The 18,861-nt window shown below is 40.1% G+C and carries 16 protein-coding genes and 1 other RNA gene; 8 read left to right on the top strand and 9 right to left on the bottom strand.

The window, feature by feature from the left end:
- Nucleotides 1-5 precede the first annotated feature (5 nt).
- On the top strand, nucleotides 6-1,772 hold the full coding sequence (gene sppA, locus BM073_RS00410; protein ID WP_091648721.1) for a signal peptide peptidase SppA: 1,767 nt from the start codon (nucleotides 6-8) through the stop codon (nucleotides 1,770-1,772).
- A 141-nt stretch (nucleotides 1,773-1,913) separates the two neighbouring features.
- Here the strand turns inward: sppA and BM073_RS00405 are convergent, their stop codons facing one another.
- Complete coding sequence (locus BM073_RS00405) at nucleotides 1,914-2,807, bottom strand: flavin reductase family protein (RefSeq protein ID WP_091648719.1); 894 nt, start codon at nucleotides 2,805-2,807, stop codon at nucleotides 1,914-1,916.
- A gap of 62 nt (nucleotides 2,808-2,869) precedes the next feature.
- On the opposite strand from BM073_RS00405, the gene BM073_RS00400 reads away from it, so the two are divergent.
- Nucleotides 2,870-3,718 (top strand): endonuclease/exonuclease/phosphatase family protein, encoded by an 849-nt coding sequence (locus tag BM073_RS00400; RefSeq protein WP_091648716.1) that lies wholly within the window; start codon nucleotides 2,870-2,872, stop codon nucleotides 3,716-3,718.
- A 64-nt stretch (nucleotides 3,719-3,782) separates the two neighbouring features.
- Here the strand turns inward: BM073_RS00400 and BM073_RS00395 are convergent, their stop codons facing one another.
- Nucleotides 3,783-5,072: an aminopeptidase P family protein gene (locus tag BM073_RS00395; RefSeq protein WP_091648715.1), complete on the bottom strand. Its 1,290-nt coding sequence runs from the start codon at nucleotides 5,070-5,072 to the stop codon at nucleotides 3,783-3,785.
- Between the two features lie 151 nt (nucleotides 5,073-5,223).
- Between BM073_RS00395 and BM073_RS00390 the strand changes: the two genes are divergently transcribed.
- The 4 genes from BM073_RS00390 to BM073_RS00375 are packed head-to-tail and all read left to right on the top strand — an operon-like array spanning nucleotide 5,224 to nucleotide 9,773.
- Entirely contained in the window at nucleotides 5,224-6,450 is a 1,227-nt protein-coding gene (locus BM073_RS00390) for a M16 family metallopeptidase (protein ID WP_091648714.1), read from the top strand.
- Between the two features lies 1 nt (nucleotide 6,451).
- Nucleotides 6,452-7,096 carry an O-methyltransferase gene (locus BM073_RS00385; protein WP_091648711.1) on the top strand — a complete coding sequence of 215 codons (645 nt, stop codon included), beginning with the start codon at nucleotides 6,452-6,454 and terminating at the stop codon, nucleotides 7,094-7,096.
- Between the two features lie 59 nt (nucleotides 7,097-7,155).
- Nucleotides 7,156-8,766 (top strand): LysM peptidoglycan-binding domain-containing protein, encoded by a 1,611-nt coding sequence (locus tag BM073_RS00380; protein WP_091648708.1) that lies wholly within the window; start codon nucleotides 7,156-7,158, stop codon nucleotides 8,764-8,766.
- A gap of 14 nt (nucleotides 8,767-8,780) precedes the next feature.
- The gene (locus BM073_RS00375) at nucleotides 8,781-9,773 is read left to right on the top strand and encodes a DUF3078 domain-containing protein (protein ID WP_091648704.1); all 993 of its coding nucleotides are present in this window, start codon (nucleotides 8,781-8,783) and stop codon (nucleotides 9,771-9,773) included.
- Here BM073_RS00375 and BM073_RS00370 read toward each other — a convergent pair.
- Both BM073_RS00370 and BM073_RS00365 read right to left on the bottom strand, forming a co-directional pair.
- On the bottom strand, nucleotides 9,770-10,150 hold the full coding sequence (locus BM073_RS00370; RefSeq protein WP_091648701.1) for a DUF8493 domain-containing protein: 381 nt from the start codon (nucleotides 10,148-10,150) through the stop codon (nucleotides 9,770-9,772). The two genes, BM073_RS00375 and BM073_RS00370, sit on opposite strands and share 4 nt — an antisense overlap.
- Before the next feature lie 200 nt (nucleotides 10,151-10,350).
- A complete protein-coding gene (locus tag BM073_RS00365; RefSeq protein ID WP_091648699.1) occupies nucleotides 10,351-11,496 on the bottom strand; it encodes a DNA polymerase III subunit gamma/tau in 1,146 nt (381 codons plus the stop codon).
- Between the two features lie 307 nt (nucleotides 11,497-11,803).
- Here BM073_RS00365 and ssrA point away from each other — a divergent pair.
- Nucleotides 11,804-12,206, top strand: a transfer-messenger RNA (tmRNA) gene (ssrA, locus tag BM073_RS00360).
- A gap of 52 nt (nucleotides 12,207-12,258) precedes the next feature.
- Here the strand turns inward: ssrA and BM073_RS00355 are convergent.
- Both BM073_RS00355 and BM073_RS00350 read right to left on the bottom strand, forming a co-directional pair.
- Nucleotides 12,259-14,784 (bottom strand): ABC transporter permease, encoded by a 2,526-nt coding sequence (locus BM073_RS00355; protein ID WP_091648696.1) that lies wholly within the window; start codon nucleotides 14,782-14,784, stop codon nucleotides 12,259-12,261.
- Entirely contained in the window at nucleotides 14,777-15,454 is a 678-nt protein-coding gene (locus tag BM073_RS00350; protein WP_091648694.1) for an ABC transporter ATP-binding protein, read from the bottom strand. Before BM073_RS00350 ends, BM073_RS00355 begins: the two co-directional genes overlap by 8 nt.
- A 254-nt stretch (nucleotides 15,455-15,708) precedes the next feature.
- Here BM073_RS00350 and BM073_RS00345 point away from each other — a divergent pair, with 254 nt between their 5' ends.
- Entirely contained in the window at nucleotides 15,709-16,395 is a 687-nt protein-coding gene (locus BM073_RS00345) for an arylesterase (RefSeq protein WP_091648691.1), read from the top strand.
- A 27-nt stretch (nucleotides 16,396-16,422) separates the two neighbouring features.
- On the opposite strand, the gene BM073_RS00340 is transcribed toward BM073_RS00345, so the two are convergent.
- The 3 genes from BM073_RS00340 to BM073_RS00330 are packed head-to-tail and all read right to left on the bottom strand — an operon-like array spanning nucleotide 16,423 to nucleotide 18,834.
- Nucleotides 16,423-17,082: an LbetaH domain-containing protein gene (locus BM073_RS00340; RefSeq protein WP_091648688.1), complete on the bottom strand. Its 660-nt coding sequence runs from the start codon at nucleotides 17,080-17,082 to the stop codon at nucleotides 16,423-16,425.
- Nucleotides 17,083-17,115: 33 nt separating this feature from the next.
- Nucleotides 17,116-17,964, bottom strand: a complete 849-nt coding sequence (locus tag BM073_RS00335) for a glycosyltransferase family 2 protein (RefSeq protein ID WP_175557817.1) — start codon at nucleotides 17,962-17,964, stop codon at nucleotides 17,116-17,118.
- Nucleotides 17,965-17,970: 6 nt separating this feature from the next.
- Nucleotides 17,971-18,834 carry a beta-keto acid cleavage family enzyme gene (locus tag BM073_RS00330; RefSeq protein ID WP_091648683.1) on the bottom strand — a complete coding sequence of 288 codons (864 nt, stop codon included), beginning with the start codon at nucleotides 18,832-18,834 and terminating at the stop codon, nucleotides 17,971-17,973.
- Between the last annotated feature and the right edge of the window lie 27 nt (nucleotides 18,835-18,861).

Genomic DNA, 18,861 nt, shown 5'->3' with positions numbered 1-18,861 from the left:
TCATTATGAAATTCTTAGGAAACGTATTAGCCGTCATCGTAGGGCTTTTTGTATTCAGTATTTTAAGCTTTTTGCTCCTATTGGGATTGATAGGAATAGTTGCCTCCACTGGAGAAAAGGAAGTAACAGTTAAAGAAAATACCATTTTACATCTCGATTTAAATGGCAGAACATTGGTGGAGCGTACCAGTGATGATAAACTTTCATTTGGCCAATTTGCCAATCCTTTTGGCAATCCAATGACTGCAGGTTTGGTCAATTTGAAAAAAGCCATTCGTGAAGCTAAAACCAATGAAAAAGTTAAAGGCATCTATCTTAATACAGGTTTGATTATAGCTGGTCAAGCAAATTTGCTAGAATTGCGCGAAGAGCTGGAAGCCTTTAAGGAGTCCGGAAAATTCATCATTGCCTATGATGAAGCTTATTCAGAAGGTGGCTACTATTTGGCTTCTGTTGCAGATGAGATTTACCTGAATCCGCTGGGAGGAATTGATTTCAACGGATTAGCATCGGAGGTAATTTTCCTAAAAGGCTTCTTCGAGAAAGTAGGGATAGAGCCGGAAGTATTCAGAGTAGGCGAATTCAAAAGTGCCGTTGAGCCATTTATTTTAGATAAAATGAGTGAGGCAAACCGCCTGCAAACCCAATATTTCTTGGATGATATCAATGACCAGATGGTTCAAGCGGTAGCAAACTCTAGATCTGTGGCATTAGACAGCATGACCCTGATCAATGATTTGATGCTAGTCAGAAAGCCGGAAGATGCGGTGAAATATCAGTTGGTCAATGAACTGCTCTACGAAGATCAGGTACATGCCAAACTTCGGGAAAAGCTAGGCTTAGAAGAGGATGAGGACATTCCAAGTATCAATGCTACGGATTTAGGTTCGGTTGCAAAATCCAAGAATATTACTTCCAAAAATAGAATCGCCGTTATCATCGCCGAAGGGGAAATAGTCTCAGGTGAAGCTGATGGAGTGATCAGTTCGGAAAAATTTGCCAAGGAAATCCGGAAAGCAAGAAAAGATGATGACATCAAAGCCATTGTCCTGCGAGTTAACTCTCCCGGAGGATCAATTGTAGCTTCTGAGGTAATTTGGAGAGAAATGGCCGAAGCGAAAAAAGCGAAGCCTGTGATCGTATCCATGGGCGAAGTCGCAGCATCTGGCGGATATTATATTTCCGCACCGGCAGATACTATTGTTGCACAACCTAACACCATTACAGGTTCTATCGGGATCTTTGGCTTATGGTTTAATGTGCAGGAGCTAATCAATGACAAGTTGGGTATCACTACAGATGTTGTCAATACCGGGCAACTTTCTGATTTCATGAATCCCGGAAGAGATCTGACAGAAGTAGAAAGATCAATCATACAAAGCTCCATTGAAGATGGTTACGACACTTTTATCAAGCGTGTAGCTGAGGGAAGAGGAATGAGTCCAGATGCAGTGAAAGAAGTTGCTTCAGGAAGAGTTTGGACTGGAAATCAAGCTTTGGAAAGAGGCTTAGTGGATGTACTGGGTGGACTGGATAAAGCAATTGAAATTGCTGTGGCCAAAATAGAGGCGGGAGATGATTACCGCGTTATTTATTATCCAACGATCAAACCTTGGTTTGAGCAGATTATGTCAGATCTGGGCGAAAGCGTAGAAACAAAAATCCTTCAAGCGCAATTGGGAGAACACTTTGGACTTTATCAAAAAGTAAATAAGCTGAAACATTATCAGGGAATTCAAGTCAGAATGCCACAGGATATAATAATTAAATAAGCATAATTGGCTGTCTTATACGAACCCTTGTCACATTGAGCGAAGTCGAAATGTATTCCTAATTCTGGAAACATCCTTCGACTCCGCTCAGGCTGACAAATGATTGGCATTCGAGTCAGCTTTTTTATGCTTTATGAATTTTTAAAGCTTTTGAAGCAATGTTTTCCAGGCAGCTTCTACTTCTCCCTTTTCCAATAATTGCTTGGCTAATTCATGGATATGATAGATCCAGCTATCATAATCATTTTTAAATCTCAACCTCATTTCTTCCAGAATGGGACTCTCTCCAAAAACCTTGATTTCCTCAGTATTAGGAAGCTGCTCTACATTTCCTAACCTCCCTAAATTATTACCAGTCAAAACTGGGCTATTTCTGATTTCTTCAGGAATTTGATCAACACCAATCCCCATAGTTCTTAAGGGTTTGGGAATTTCAAAAAGTGCGGTTCCGTTCGTTCTGGAGTACCAATTCCCTCCAAGTCTCGCTACCAAATCAATTTTGTTAGGGTCAATTACACCATTTTCATCAAAAATCTCCTCGTCTACATGAACTGCAATCACCTCACAAATCACCAAATTACCAGCCCCTCCCTGATCTCCTAAGGATATCACCTCATTCACCTTGCACTCAAAAGCGACTTTCGCCTCTTTTATACGCGGCGGCTTAACTTCGGTGGAAGGAATTGCCGTAAATCCAGCCTTGACAAATTCATCCACCTCTCTGGGATATTCAGTACTTGCCAAAGACATTTGCTCTACCATCCCATAGTGAACTACGTGGATGACTACTTCCGGAACCTCTTTCACATTCTCCAAAGTATGCTTGGTGGTATTGTCTCTCACTCTTCTGGAAGGAGAAAAAACCAAAATAGCCGGATTAGTACTGAATAGATTAAAAAAACTAAAGGGACTCAAATTTACATTTCCCACATTATCTATGGTGGAAGCAAAAGCAATCGGCCGTGGTGCAATACTACCCTGTAAAAGTGCGTGAAATTCCTGTGTGGCTAGGTCTTTGGGATAAATGGTTTTCATTTCTTCAATTTATGATTCAATTTTAATAGATAAACCTTTTCTGACCATATAGTTCCTCCAAAATGAAGTTAAAATCAATCATTCTTTGTCTTTTTCTCGCATTTGTAAGTGCTTCAGCCAGCATCGCCCAAAGCAACAAACATCAAATTGCCACTTTCAATATTCGCTGGGATAACCCGGGAGACGAGGGAAATTTATGGAAGGATAGGCTGCATCATGTAGTCTCTTTGATCCAATTTCATCAAATCGGAATTGTCGGTATTCAGGAAGGCTTGATTCATCAAGTTAAGCAGTTGGAGTCCAACTTGGAATTTGATTACATAGGAGTTGGAAGAGATGACGGAGAGGAAAAGGGAGAGTTTTCAGCAATTCTTTTTGACCCTCAGCGCTATCAACTACTTAATCACGGGACTTTTTGGCTTTCCCCTACTCCTGAGCGCCCGAGCAAAGGTTGGGACGCAGCCCTCAATCGGGTTTGTACTTGGGGTAAATTTAAAGACCAATCCGGCAAGGCCTTTTATGTCTTCAATATTCACTATGATCATATCGGTCAGCAAGCCAGAGAGGAAAGCAGCAAATTGGTTTTGAAACAAATCAATGCTATCAACCAGGAAAAACTCCCGGTTATTTGGATGGGGGATTTTAATGTGACTCTTGACAACCCAGCCTATACCACCATCGCTTCTGCTTCTGGCTGGAAAGATGCCCGATTAATCTCTGAGATTCCAGCGTACGGCCCGGCTGGCACATTTACCGGATTTGATTGGGATAAAATGCCAGACGGAATTATTGACCACATCTTCGTCAATGGCCCGATTAAGGTTATACGTCATGGAATATTAACAGACAATTATGGAAAGAAATATCCTTCCGATCACTTTCCGGTGATGGCAGAGATTCAATGGAAGTAAGTTAGGAAATAAAAATGCCCCCAAGACTTGTCTCAAGTTTTGGGGGCATCATTCAGAAGATTTTTTAAGAATTCATTATCTCCTCAATTTCATCGGCTTCGATTGGAATATTCCGCATCAGGTCGAAATATCCATCTTTCTGTATCACAATATTATTTTCCAATCGAATACCAATTCCTTCTTCTCGAATATATATTCCAGGCTCAACAGTAAATACCATCCTCGGAGTGATAGGCCCGTGCATAGTACCTACATCATGCACATCTAGGCCTAAATGATGGGAAGTTCCGTGCATAAAATACTTTTTATAAGCAGGCCAATTCGGATCCTGATTTTTTACATCCGTCATATCAATCAAACCCAAACCTATCAATTCGGATTGCATGATCAAGCCAACTTCCTTGTGGTAATCCTGGATAGTCACTCCAGGTCTAAGCATATTCATCGCCTGCTTTTGCACTCTTAATACTGCATTGTACACTGCCTTTTGCCTTTCTGTAAATCGGCCACTAACAGGTATAGTTCTCGTCATATCTGCATTGTAGTTTCCATACTCTGCCCCGACATCCATAAGCAACAAGTCTCCATCTTGGCAAGCTTTGTTGTTTTCGATGTAATGAAGTACACAAGCGGATGCACCAGATGCTATGATGGGTTCATAGGCAAAACCCTTACTCCTATTTCTTACAAATTCATGTAGGTATTCGGCTTCAATTTCAAATTCTGTTACTCCTGGTTTAACGAAATTGAGGATTCTTCTAAAACCCTTCTCTGTGATATCACAAGCAATCTGCAATTGATCTATTTCTGCTGGTTCTTTAGCCCCTCTCAGCTCATGCATAATAGGCGCTAGTCTTTCGTATTCATGAAGTGGAAATCTTTCCTTGCAGGTTTTGATAAATCTGGCATCCCTTGTCTCAACCACTACTCCTGCTCTCAGATGTTCATTGGTATTCAAATAAATCTGCTCTGATAAAGCCATCACTGTATTAAATACCTGATCAAAATTTGCAAGCCACTGTATATTCTCGATGCCAGACGCTTCCTGAGCCTCTTCCTTCGTGTACTTATGTCCTTCCCAAATGGCTATGTGCTCGTTTGTTTCTCGCAAAAACAACACTTCCCTCATGGAAGGATTAGGGCAGTCCGGGGCAATTAATAAGATACTTTCCTCCTGATCAATCCCTGATAAGTAAAAAAGATCATTGTTTTGCCTAAATCTCATCGTACCATCCGCATTGGTAGGCATGATGTCATTGGAATTGAGAACTGCAACAGAATTTTTTGCCATTTTTGCTGCAAGCTTTGCCCTGTTTTTTACATACAAAGCCGATGGTAAAGGTGTATATTTCATAAAATCTCTAGATTTAATTTCTTAAGGATTACCTTTTTTAGAATTTCCTTGTTTATAAGAACCAAAATTGAACTTCGATAGACAAACTTAACATTATTCGTAGGGAGTTTAAAAGGTAGAATTTTTACTACCTTCAATTCAAAGAGTTAAGATGTATCAAATTAAAGAACTAGCCAACGGTATCCGCATAGTCCATCAGGAAGTCACACATACACGACTTGTGCATTGCGGATTTGTCTTAAATATAGGCAGTCGGGATGAAACCAAAGAACAGGAAGGTTTAGCCCACTTTTGGGAGCATATGGCTTTCAAGGGAACCAAGAAAAGGAAAACCTTTCACATCATCAATCGCCTGGAGTCTTTGGGAGGAGAGCTGAATGCCTATACCACCAAAGAAAAAATCTGTTTCTATGCATCGGTGCTCAAAGAGCATTATTCCAAGGCAGCTGACTTGTTGTTCGACATCACATTCAACAGCACTTTTCCTACCAAAGAAATAGAGAAAGAACGCCAAGTAATCCTGGAAGAAATGTCTATGTATAGAGATTCTCCTGATGACTCTATTCAGGATGAGCTGGATGCTTTGGTATTTGAAAACCACTCCTTGGGAAGAAATATTCTTGGTACTGAAGAAACTGTTTCTAAATTCAGCCAGCAGGATTTTTTTGATTTTATATCCACAAGGCTTGACACTTCACAGGTAGTCTTTTCAATCGTAGGAAACATTTCCTTTTCTAAGGCATTAAAGGCAATTGAAGGTCCTTTGTCGGAAATCCAACCCAAAAGGACGCTTTATGCCAGGAGTGCATTTCACACTTATGTGCCTCAAGTCAAAACCATAAACAGGGACATTACTCAATCTCTTTGTGCCTTAGGCAGACCAGCTTATTCACAGCATGACCCCAACCGGTATAAGCTTTTTCTTCTCAATAATATTTTGGGAGGGCCTAGCATGAACAGCAGGCTCAACCTGGCTTTAAGGGAAAAATACGGCTATGTGTATAGCATTGAATCCAGTTATCAGCCATTTTCAGATACCGGCTTCTTTGGGATATTTTTTGGTACAGAAGAAAAGACCTTAAAAAAATCCACTCAGATTGTCCACCGTGAATTGCATAAGCTCAGGACCAAAAAGCTGGGGACTATGCAACTTCATATGGCTAAGGAGCAGGCTATTGGACAAATGGCAATGGCAGAGGAAAATTATGCCGCGTTGATGCTTGTATTTGGCAAAAGTCTGATCGATCATGGGAAAATAGACCCTTTGGAACGTATCTTTGAGCAAATAAGAAGCACCACAGCAGAAGAGGTATTAGCAATAGCCGAGGAAATTTTTAATCCAGAGCAACTCAGCTACCTCACCTATTTACCGAATTAAAATGGAGTTTATAGATCCCGAATTATTAGCCTATTGTGAATACCATACTTCAGAAGAGGACGCTCTTTTGAAAAAAATTGTCCGGGAAACTCAGGCCAAAGTCCTGATGCCTAGAATGATTTCGGGGCATTTACAGGGAAAAATCCTGGAGCTGTTTGTAAAAATGCTTCGTCCAAATACGATTTTGGAAATAGGAACTTACACTGGGTATTCAGGAATTTGTATGGCAAGAGGACTGGCTGAAGGAGGAAAGCTGATAACTCTTGATATCAATGATGAGCTGGAGACCATGGTCCGGGGATTTTTTGAAGAAAGTGGTCTTGCTTCACAAATAGACTACAGATTAGGCAACGCCCTGGATATTATTCCTAGTTTGGAAGGTCCATTTGACCTGGTTTTCATAGATGCTGACAAATTCAATTATTCTAGTTATTACGACTTGGTGATCGATAAAATGCCTTCAGGGGGTATCGTTTTGGCAGATAATGTACTTTGGTCTGGAAAAGTATTGCCAGAAGGAAGAAAAAAATTAGATAAAGACACCGAGGCTATATTGGATTTCAATCGGAAGGTTCACCAAGATTCCCGAGTAGAAAACAGTATTTTACCCATCAGAGATGGAATCTTAATGGCAAGAAAACTGTGATTTCATAAAATGGGAATCATTTTTGCTCATGCAGGGCTGATATCAGAAGACGACCGAGCATGAATTTCAAAAGTTTACAATTTTTCATTTTTTCCTGCTTCCTTTTAGCTTCCACTCCTATTCTGGCACAGATTCCACAGGTGCCCGCGGAGATGGAATTTGCAGACATGATTATCCGCATCAATCCTCAGGCTAGAAGAGAAATTCAATTAGATGTTGATGCCTTGTACCGAAACCCCAGCTACTTCAAAGTAAAGCTGGAGCGGGTAAATCTTTACATGCCAATCGTAGAACGGGAGCTCAGAAGCGTTGGAGTTCCTTTGGATCTAAAATACCTAGTGATTCAGGAAAGTGGTTTGATCCCTGATGCAGTCTCAACCTCCAATGCGGTAGGCTTTTGGCAGTTTAAGCAAGGCACCGCAGAGGAAGTCTTTTTGAGAGTGGATAGCCAAATAGATGACAGAAAAAATATAGTGAACTCCACTCGTGGAGCAGCCCTTTATTTAAAAAAGCATAACAACACTTTTGATAATTGGATGTGTGCCTTGGTTTCTTATCAAATGGGCTTAGGCGGTGCTAAAGCTTATTTTGGAAACCGATATAATAGTCAGCGAATCATTGATATTGATAGAAATTCTCACTGGTATTTTAAAAAATTCCTTGCTCACAAAGTCGCGTTTGAAAACCAAATAGGAGGAATGCTGGTGAGCAACTCTCAGCGCTTGGTTGAAGTGCAGGTACAAGGTCCCACCTCGCTCAAGGAGCTTGCAAAAAAATACCAGGTCTCCGAAGAGCATCTAAAAGAGATGAATAAGTGGGCTGTCAACGGAAAAATTCCGGCCGGCAGAGGATTTTCTTTGGTTTATATCCAGGAAGGAAAATTGGACTACAAACCTGCTGTGATCGAGTCACAGCCTAGCCAGACCAAACCAAGTCAAAAAAGTAAAGCCGAGGAAAAATATTATCCGGCTTATAAGCAGGCCAACTCTTACCCTAGAATTTCAGGGAATACCACCAAGGCTACTCAGCCTGATCAGATTACTGTCAACGAGTTGGATGGTGTTTTAGCCGCAAATACGACTTCCTTGGAAAAATTTGCCGATAAAATCGGAATTAAAGAGAAGAAATTCAGAAAACTGAATGACTTGGATCCGGAAGAAAAAGTAGAAGCCGGAAAATATTATTACACTGAAAAGAAAAAGTCTAAAGCTGAAATTGAAACTCATATTGTCCAGCCAGGAGAAACTCTTTGGAGTATTTCTCAAAAATATGGAATCAAGCTTTCAGCTTTGAAGGCAAAAAACAGAATCAGAAGGGATGAGGATTTGAAGGCAGGAATGGTCTTGAGCCTGCAGGAACACAGAAAAAGAGGGGAAGAAATTCCAGTTGTCACTGTACCTTCATCAACTCCTGTTAGAGTGGCTCAATCAGACCCGGAGCCACAGTCTCAAAATCAGACTGCTCCTGTCAATTATTCTTCTACCCAAGATCCTGAGCCTAGCTACAGCAATACGCCAAGTAAAATGACTCATACAGTATCTCCTGGAGAAACGCTATATGCAATAAGTAAAAAATACGGCGTTACAGTAGATCAGCTGAAATCTTGGAACCAAATCGGAAGCCAGAACATTATCAGCGTTGGACAGAAATTAACTATCTTCAAGCCCTGATTTCGACCTTTTTCATGCCCAGATTACTTCTCCTAGCAGGACTTTTGGTTTTCCTCCTGAGCGGAAAGATTTTAGCTCAAGATATACAGATCATTCCAGATACTGTTCTGATCAACGGGGATACACTGTTGATGCTTGGTGATTCCTTATTGATTGATGAGCCTGTCAAGGAAGTTTTCTGGAAAACCGGAGGTAATTACAATCTAAATATTGTCCAGTCTACTTTGAGCAACTGGGCAGCCGGTGGTACGAGTTCATTCGCCCTCAATACAGGAGTTTCCCTTTATGCCAACTACAAAAAAGACAAAAAGGTCTGGGACACGCAGTTGAATATCAATCTAGGTTTTAACAGGCAGACAGATAGAGCTTTTCAAACCAGAAAGACCAATGACAACTTCATATTTGTCAGCAATTACGGACGGGAGATTTCAGAAAAACTCTACTTATCCACTCAGATTGATGCCCGAACTCAGTTGTTAGAAGGTTTCAAGTATAGCAGGCCGGCTGGAAGTGAAAACGATTTGAGAACCAAAATATCGGACCTGCTTTCTCCAGGATATGTCCAGTCTTCCACTGGTTTGAATTATAGAAAAACCTATCCAAACAAAGGCAAGCTATCGGTCATCCTTTCACCTTTCACGGGTCGATTTACCATTGTCATGAATGACTCGCTCAGTAATGTTGGAGCTTTTGGTGTTACGCCCGGAGAAAATGTAAGAGCTGAAGCAGGGATGTCTTTGGCCACCTCTGTCGCCGATATTTCCTTGATGGAAAATGTCAATTGGAAGGCAGATCTTAACCTCTTTTCCAATTATGAAAGATTTGGAAATATGGTAGTCAACTTTAATTCTTCAATCCGAATGAAAGTCAATAAATACATTTCCACAAGGATTGAAACGGTCCTAATCTACGATGAGGAGGTATTTATCAAGCAGGATGATGGCACATCCAAACAGGCTATACAGTTGCAAAACCTGATCAATTTTGGAATCTCTCTGGATTTTTAAAAATCAGTCTCCAGTCCAAACTTCTTTCTGAACTCATTTAAAGCTGGATGCTTTTCCAACAAATAATTGAATTTATCCGAACTCGTATAAAGTTTATTTTTGGCAGTTTCGATTTCTTCCTTGACTTCCAAGGATAGCTGGAATTTTCCTGCACCAGTTAAGTTTCTTATCAGGGTCATTAACTCCTGACGCATGGAATGAGCTCTTTCTTCTTGCACATGACCCATCACTTCCAAGATCATTTCATTCTCCTTTACCTTGATTGGTTGATTGAGAATGGCCAATTCCAGACTTTTCCCTTGCTTTTTGAAATGCTCTAAAACCTGAGGTAAATGCTGATCTAGGAGTTCCTGAGTCAAAGGCTTAGTAGTCTCCACGGTAGAAACAAACTCTACTAAATCCTCTGCCTGTTTTGCAGCATGGGTATTTTTTTGTTCAAACTCTTTGACCAGTTTTTTGGTCTGAGAGAGACTGGTTGGAATCGAGATTGTTTTCTGAACAGGAGTAGTTTTCCCCTTAATAGAATCAGCACCTAATGGGATTTCGGAGGGTTTTTCCTCTACCGCTTTTCCGTTATTCAGGCTTTTTTTTTTGATTCCTCCACTGCCAATGCAGCTAGGTTCAATGCCTGAGGTAATTTGGCCATTTTCATCAAAGCCAACTCAACATGAAGGCGCTGATTTTTACTGGTTTTATAATGAATGTCACATTGGTTGGCAACATTCAAAGCAGAAAGTAAAAAAGACTGACTGGCTGCTTGGGTTTGTTGAAGGTATCGCTCCTTGACATTTTCGGAAACTTCAATCAAATCTATAGTCACAGGATCTTTCACTACCAACAAATCTCTGAAATGCTCGCAAAGACCAACGATGAAATTATGCCCATCGAAGCCTTTTTTAAGAATTTCATCAAAAATCAATAATGACTGGGAAATATCTCCTTCTAATAAAGCATCCACTACTTTGAAATAGTAGTCGTAATCCAGAATGTGAAGGTTAGAAATGGTCTCTTTATAAGTGACTTTTTGACCTGCCGAATAGGTTACGATCAGGTCAAATATGGAAAGTGCATCTCTCAATGCCCCATCCGCCTTGGTGGCGATCAGGCGAAGCGCCTCATCCTCATAGCTTACACTTTCTTTATCTGCGATATGCTTCAAATGATCCGCAATATGCTTGATTTGAATTCTATTGAAATCAAAAATCTGACAGCGGGAGAGAATGGTAGGAATGATTTTATGCTTTTCTGTAGTTGCTAAAATGAAAATAGCATACTTAGGAGGTTCCTCCAAAGTCTTCAAAAATGCATTGAAGGCCTGATTGGAGAGCATGTGAACCTCATCAATTATATAGACTTTGTATTGACCTTTTTGAGGAGCATATCTAACTTGATCTACAAGATTTCGAATATCATCGACCGAGTTATTAGATGCCGCATCCAGCTCGTATATGTTGAAGGAAGAGTTGTTTTGGAAGGAAACACAGGATTCGCAGGTTCCGCAGGCTTCTTGATCATCCTCTCTATTTTCGCAGTTGATTGTTTTGGCAAGTATTCGTGCACAGGTAGTTTTACCAACCCCTCTAGGTCCACAGAAAAGGAAAGCCTGAGCAAGATGATTATTCTTGATCGCATTTTGTAGTGTGGTGGTGATATGCTGTTGCCCCACGACACTTTTAAAATTAGCCGGTCTATATTTTCTTGCCGAAACGACGAAATTTTCCATCACCGCAAGATATAAAAATCTCTGTATTCAGCCTTCTTCAAATTTGAGCAAAATTGAAGTTTTTATATAAAGGACTGAGATTGAAGAATATCTTATTGAATGATTTTAAAATTAAAATTGAAAGATAAAGTAGCTAGGCCTCTCGCATCTCGTTTCCCAACTCCATAGTCCCACGTCTAATCTCTTACTTCTCGTCTCTCGCTTCTCGTCTCTCATCTCTCGCTTCCATTCTCCCCTTCTTACATAATACCTAGTTCCCGTTGAACGGAACCAAATTTAGATTACTTTTGTCTTCTCAATAGCAAATGGGGCTGACCGGTTTTGACAGTAAGTGTAAAGATCGGGCTTGCATGCAGGCTGGAGTATGTACGGCCTTGAAAGATTCATACGAACCATAAATGGCGAAAATACTTACGCCATGGCTGCCTAATCTAACCTTTTAGGATAGATCGCTTAAAGGGTTGAGTCACAAACAGTGATTCCCCGGCCACATCTCACCATCCGTTGTCTGGTCCGGATGGAATTGAGGTGTCGACTTGACTGGACTGCGGCCTGCGATGCGATTAAGCAGGCTTAAGTTCTAATCGCTAAGCCAAACTCAGGTGTGTCACCCAGCATAGTTTGGTCGAAAACCCAATCGGTGACTAAGCATGTAGACGGTACGGTGTTTCCTTATCTGGACGCGAGTTCGAATCTCGCCAGCTCCACCAAAAAAAGCCTCTCAGATTTTGTCTGAGAGGCTTTTCTTTTGATCAAAAACTATTACCCATTCCCCCTCAATATCTCCATTGGAGGCTGGTTGATGATTCTTCGACCATTCAACCAACCAAGAATGATGGTCAATCCTGTAATTGCCAAATATAGCACCAGACCAGCTCCCCAAGCAGGACGGAAACTCATTTCAAAAACAAAGGAGCTTAAAAGCCAAGTAGCGACAAAGGATAAAATAATCCCTGATAGAGAGGCTAAGGAGCCCAAAAAGAAATATTCCATCGTATTGATTTTTCGGACAGTGGAAGAACTTGCTCCTAGTGTCCTTAAAAGAATACTCTCCCTCATCCGCTGATACTTACTGATGATTAGTGAACTAATCAAGACCAAAATGCCCGTAGCAATACTAAAGAAAGCCATGAACTGAATTACAAAACTGATTTTATTGAGAATATCTTCCAAGGTTTCTACAATAGCTCCCAGATTTATTACCGAAATATTCGGAAACTCTCTCACAATCTCAGCTTGTACATCCGCTGACTCCCTGTCATTTTTGGTTTTGGTGATAATGACATGGAATTTTGGTGCTTGCTCCAGGACTCCTGTTGGGAATAAAACCAGAAAATTGGTAGAAACCTGATTGAATTTCACGTCCCTGAAACTCCCAATATAGGTTTTTATGGGTCTTCCCTGCACGTTGAATTCTATCTCATCCCCGATTTTCAGATTATTTCCTTCGGCAAAATCTTTGGCGAAACTCACAAAAATAGAATCTCCTCTAGTTCCGGTTGGGATTAACTCCCCCTGCGCCAATGTCTCAGAAGATATTAAGGTATCCCTGTAGGTAACTCTAAACTCCCTATTGTATAACCATCTGGAATAATCTTCTTCCTCTGACAATTCCTCGTTTTCCTGCTTATCAATCCCATTAATTTCATTGAGCTGCATTGTCACAATAGGTACATCCTGCAGAATCCTCAAACCCCTGTCAGTCAGTTTGCTTTTCACATTCTCCAATTGGGGAGTTTGAATGTCAAACATCAGCATATTGGGCTGATCTTCTTTATCGGCAAACTTGGCTTCCTCTAACAGTTGGTTTTGTAGGAAAAACAAGGTACTAATCATAGCAGTCCCCAAGCCTATAGTAGCAATCAGAGATATAGTCTGATTATTGGGTCTATAAAGGTTGGCTAAAGCTTGCCTTAAAGTATATCTCAATGATATCGGTAGAAATTTCCGTACTGCCCACATGATCAATTGTCCTACAGCCCAGAGAATCCCAAAAGCAAAGACCACAAAACCCGAGAAACCAAAGGCTAATTGCACCGACTTCAGCAGGTAAAAACTGAATCCCCAGATGAAAAGTAGAATTCCAATTATCACTAACCATCTCAAAGGATCTTTCAACAACCCGGAATCTGCAGTTTCAGGTCTTAATGTTGCCATTGGAGAGACATTTCGAACTTTCAGTAAAGGGAGCATAGCAAATAACACGGAAACAAAAAGCCCCGTGATTATCCCAAATCCCACTGAAAGCCAAGAGACTCCGACCGTGACCTCTACAGGAAGAAAATCAGCAAAAACTGCGGGAAGTACAAATTGAAGCAGTGTGCCTAAAAAAGCACCCAAAATTGCTCCTACTAGCCCCATGATTTTGATTTCAAAGAGATAGATATATAGTACATCCCTAGAGGAAACTCCCAGACATCTCAAAACTGCCACTGAAGCTAGTTTCTCTTTAACAAACACATTGACAGCAGAGGCTACACCAACACAGCCCAGCAAAAGAGCAATAAATGCGACTAAGGAAAGGAAGTTGGAAAGATTACCAAAAGACCTTCCTGTGGATCTTTTTCGGTCCTCCACAGTATCCGCATCCACACGATCTATTTCCCATTGTTCATTGTAAGGTTCAATCAGTGCTTCTACATCCGTCCCTTCAGTAAACTGGAAATACCGGTTATACTCGACCCGACTTCCATATTGAACCAATCCTGTTTCTTCCAAATACTCCAGAGGAATATAGACAGCAGGAGCAACGGTAGCCGTGATTCCAGTTTGGCCGGGTACTTTTTGGAGTTCGCCGGCAATCTCAAATTCTACCTCTCCTATTTTAATCAAGTCGCCAACTTCAGCGTTGAACTGCGCCATGAGTGTTTTTTCAACCAGAGCTTTCTTCCCACCAGAGCGAAAATCGGCATCTCCTTCTGCGGGAATAGTTTCTAGAAATCCATAAAAGGGGAAAGCTCCTTCCAATGCTCTAACCTGAGTAAGTCTGCTGGCACCTGTCTGAGGGAAGGCTACCATGGAAGCAAAATTCACTTCAGAAGCTGTTTGAGTTGCTATCGAATCAATCGGCTGATCACCTATCGGCTTGCTATTTTCCAAAACCAAATCAGCTCCCAAAAGCTCTTTGGCCTGATTGTCAATATCCTGGGTAAGATTTTCTCCAAAAGAACTAATAGCCACAAGCGCCGCTATTCCAACCACGATGGAGGAAACGAACAAGAGTAATCGGGAGATGTTTTTCCGGAAATCCCGGAAAGCCATCTTAACTATCCATCCAAAATCAGGCATTTGCATCCTCCTGTATCTTTCCGCCCTTAATATGAATGATTCGCTGAGTTTTTCCGGCAAGTTCCAAATCGTGAGTCACTAGAACTAAAGTGGTACCTTTTTCTGTATTGAGATCAAAAATCAACTTTTCTATCATCTCACCTGTTTCTGTATCCAAGTTTCCGGTAGGCTCATCTGCGAAAAGTATTTTAGGTTCATTTGCAAAAGCCCTAGCGATTGAGACCCGCTGCTGCTCACCACCTGATAGCTGCGTAGGATAATGGGTTGCACGATCTTTTAAGCCTACTTTTTCTAACAGCTCCATTGCCTTAGCCCGGGCGTCCTTTCGCTTTTTGAGCTCCAGAGGAACCATTACATTTTCCAAGGCTGTTAGAGTTGGCAACAATTGAAAATTCTGAAAAATAAAACCAACGTCTTGGCTTCTAACAGCAGCTCTTTGATCTTCCGAAAGACTTTCCAGAGCTTTTCCATTGAGAACCACAGATCCAGTTGATGAGGAGTCCAAACCCGCACAAAGTCCTAATAAGGTAGTTTTTCCACTGCCGGATGGCCCAACAATAGCGATGGTTTCTCCGGAATTTATATCAAAATTTACTTGGTCCAAAACAGTCAGCTTTCGACTTCCGCTTTGGTAGGTTTTACTCAAATTCTTAATTGAAAGTATGGTCATAGAGTTGGATGATGAAACGGGTATAAACTAGTAAAACGATCCTAAAAGATCCTTTGTTAAATTAAAATGGATTTTAACAGAGTGATTTCTAAGTTAAAATAAAAGCAGGGATATACTTGAGATAAACTGCTGATTGGTAATATTTGGTTCCGAACTGTTAAAATCTGCTTAATTATCAGCCTTGGGTAGTTTTTCCTTTGCTAGCGCGAACTTTTTTCTTTGAAATGCCTTAATTAGAACAAGTAAACTGATCTATGAAAAAATTAAACTTCTTATTCCTGAGTTTTATAACCTTTGGAAGCTTTGCCTTTTTCTCCTGTTCGGAATCGAAACAAACTCAAAAGGTGGACGATATCGAATCATCTCAAAAAGAACAGCAACAAGAGGATAAAAAAACCATTCTATTCTTTGGAAACAGCCTGACAGCTGGGTATGGGATAGACCAGGAAGATGCATTCGCCGGATTGGTACAAAAACAGATAGATAGTCTCAATCTAAATTATAAAGTAATCAATGGAGGACTGAGTGGAGAAACTACCGCAGGAGGCCTAAGCAGATTAGATTGGTTTTTGGAAGATCAGCCTGATATCTTCATCCTGGAACTTGGAGGTAATGACGGTTTGAGAGGAATTCAACTGAGTGAGACCAAGAGTAACTTAAATGCCATTATAGATAAGGTCAGGGAAAAATACCCTCAAACCAAAATCATCCTCGCTGGCATGCAGATTCCACCTAATATGGGTCAGGAATACACTAAAGAATTTCAAGAAATCTATCCTGCGGTTGCCAAAGAAAAAAATGTAACCCTTATTCCATTCCTATTGGAAGGAGTAGCCGGGAATCCAGACTTGAATCTTCCAGATGGAATTCACCCTACCGAAGAAGGACATCAAATAGTATTTGAAACAGTATGGCCTTTTATTCAATCAATTATTGATTAATTGCTTTAACTGGAAGTAAAACGAATTTCAGTTTTGGTTTTCTCGAACTACTTTGCAAGGATTTCCAAAGGCGATTACTCCATCCGGAATATCTTTAGTCACTACGCTTCCAGCGCCAATGAGGCTACCACTACCTATTTTGATATTGTTGGAAATCACTGCACCAGAACCTATCACTGTTCCTTCCCCAACCTCAACAAAGCCAGAAACAACTGCACCTGGGTTAATGCAAACAAAATCATGAAGGATAGAATGATGCCCTATGGATGCAGAACGTTTGATTGTCACTCCGAATTTTAACTGAACCAAAGAAGAAATAACAGTCAATGGTTCGACGAATGCTCCCGTTCCAACTTTTGCAGATTGCGCCATGTAAGAAGTGGGATGGATTAGACTAATATAGCTTGATTTATCAATCCCATATTTGCTGTTGAAATGATCAAAAAGGATCTTTTTTGCAGGGCAATTATGAACCCCAAATTGAACTGACCGAGAGCCTATTTTAGAGAAATCAAAATCCTTTTCAGAAAGAAAGCTTATTGAGAATTCGGACTTTTCTAATTCAATATCAGGTAGATCGAGGTTTTTAATTACTATAAACTTTTCAACTCCTAACACTTCTATGGCTTGATCAATCAAAATCGGGATCCCTCCATTACTATGACCAAGTATAATTAGCTGTTCCAAATCAAACCTTCTTTAGAAATCAAATTATTTATTTCAAGACTTAATGAAGTTGACATAATATCTTCTTAATTGATATAACAAAGACCGGAGAAAATGAATAGGGTCTTTATGCAAATAGTAAAATAGAAGCCAATTAATCCTATACATTTCCAAATGGTTCTTCTTTTTTGAAGCTGACCTAAAAATTCCTCTTTGGTTGTTCACATAGCAGGAAGTAACTTTTGGGATAAAGATGGTATTTCCTCGAATCTTGTAAAAAGTAAAAATGAGCATATCTAGATAGGAGGATTTTTCCAAAACCTTCTTTTGATGTAAAATCTCCATTTCATTCCTCATCATCCAACTACTTATATGTCCCATATAGTTTTTTTTGCGTAATTGGGAAGGTGTAAAAATCGTGAAATTTGAGGGGAGATCCATTATATGGTCTTTCTCATCCCCCTCAATTAAGGTATTGGTGATACATATCGAGGCATCCGGATACTTTTCCATTACCTCTACTTGCATTTGTAGCTTTTTTGGGTCCGTCCAAAAGTCATCTCCATCACAAATACAAACATATTTGCCTCTTGCTTCTCGATGAAGGGCCATATGGTTGTATTTTCCTTTCCACTTTCCTTTCCTACGGCCTTTTTCCTTCTCATCTCTTAGAAACAACCTAATTTTATTCGGGTATCGATCAGCTAAGGCAATACAGATTTCACGCGTTCGATCTGTGCTACAATCTTCTCCTACCAAAATCTCATAATCAAAACTTGTTTCCTGTCTTAAGATACTTTCAAGGCATTTTTCGATAAAAGGCTCATGCTGAAATGCAGGAACACAGACCGAAACAAGGGGGATTAGTTGGTTAATTTGTTTTTCTTCTCCTAAATATTCCACTATTAATTAATTGGAAGAAACTGGTAAATTAATTTTCTCCAATTTCTTTTTATTAAAAAAACCTATTTTTCTCAAAGTTTCTGAGGTTAGAAGTTCCCTTCCGTGGATTACCATTAAGTCGTGAATTCGCCTAACCAGCTCTAAATTAGTACAGTGGCGTGTTCTTTTTTCATCCCACCAAATATTATCCTCTAATCCTATCCTAACACCGTAGCCTTGAGCAATAGCTATAGAATTAACCGCCAATTGGTGTTCTCCCAGTCCTCCTAAAGAAAAAATATGACTCTCAGGGATTTCCTGAATCGCTGTTCCAATTTGGATTAAACTTGGTTGAAAACCAGCAATATTTCCAAAAAGCAAATTCCAATAAAAGGGTCCTTTTAATATGCCTTTTTTTATTAAATATTTTCCATAATTGATCATCCCTAAGTCAAAGCACTCCAATTCAGGAACAACACCATTATCCACCATTTTTTCTGCTAAGGCAATTATCATATCTGGGTCATTAACTGAAGCTTGCTTCAAAAAATTTAAAGAAGAAAGTGTTAATGAACACATATCTGGCTGAAGCTCTATTACCTCAGACCTTTTTTCAAACTCGCTGAAATTCCTGCCTGAACTACTGCCACAAATTATAAGTTTCGGACAATGCTTTCTTACCCCCTCAAAAATATCCCTATAAGTTGTCTTTTTATAAGTAGGAATACCCTCTTCATCCCTTGCATGCAAATGGGCAATAGTAATACCTAACTCGTAAGCTTCATGAGTCTGTTCTATTATTTCTTGGGGAGAAATTGGCACATGTGGTGTGATTGATTTTTGTGGGACCATTCCAGTCGGACAAAAATTAATTAGAATTTGATTATTCATTAATACACAATGCTATTTAGATGATGG

Source organism: Algoriphagus ornithinivorans (genome assembly GCF_900115305.1).
GTDB lineage: Bacteria > Bacteroidota > Bacteroidia > Cytophagales > Cyclobacteriaceae > Algoriphagus > Algoriphagus ornithinivorans.
The sequence above is the reverse complement of the archived record's forward strand: the minus strand, read 5'-3'. Positions and strand labels throughout refer to the sequence as shown.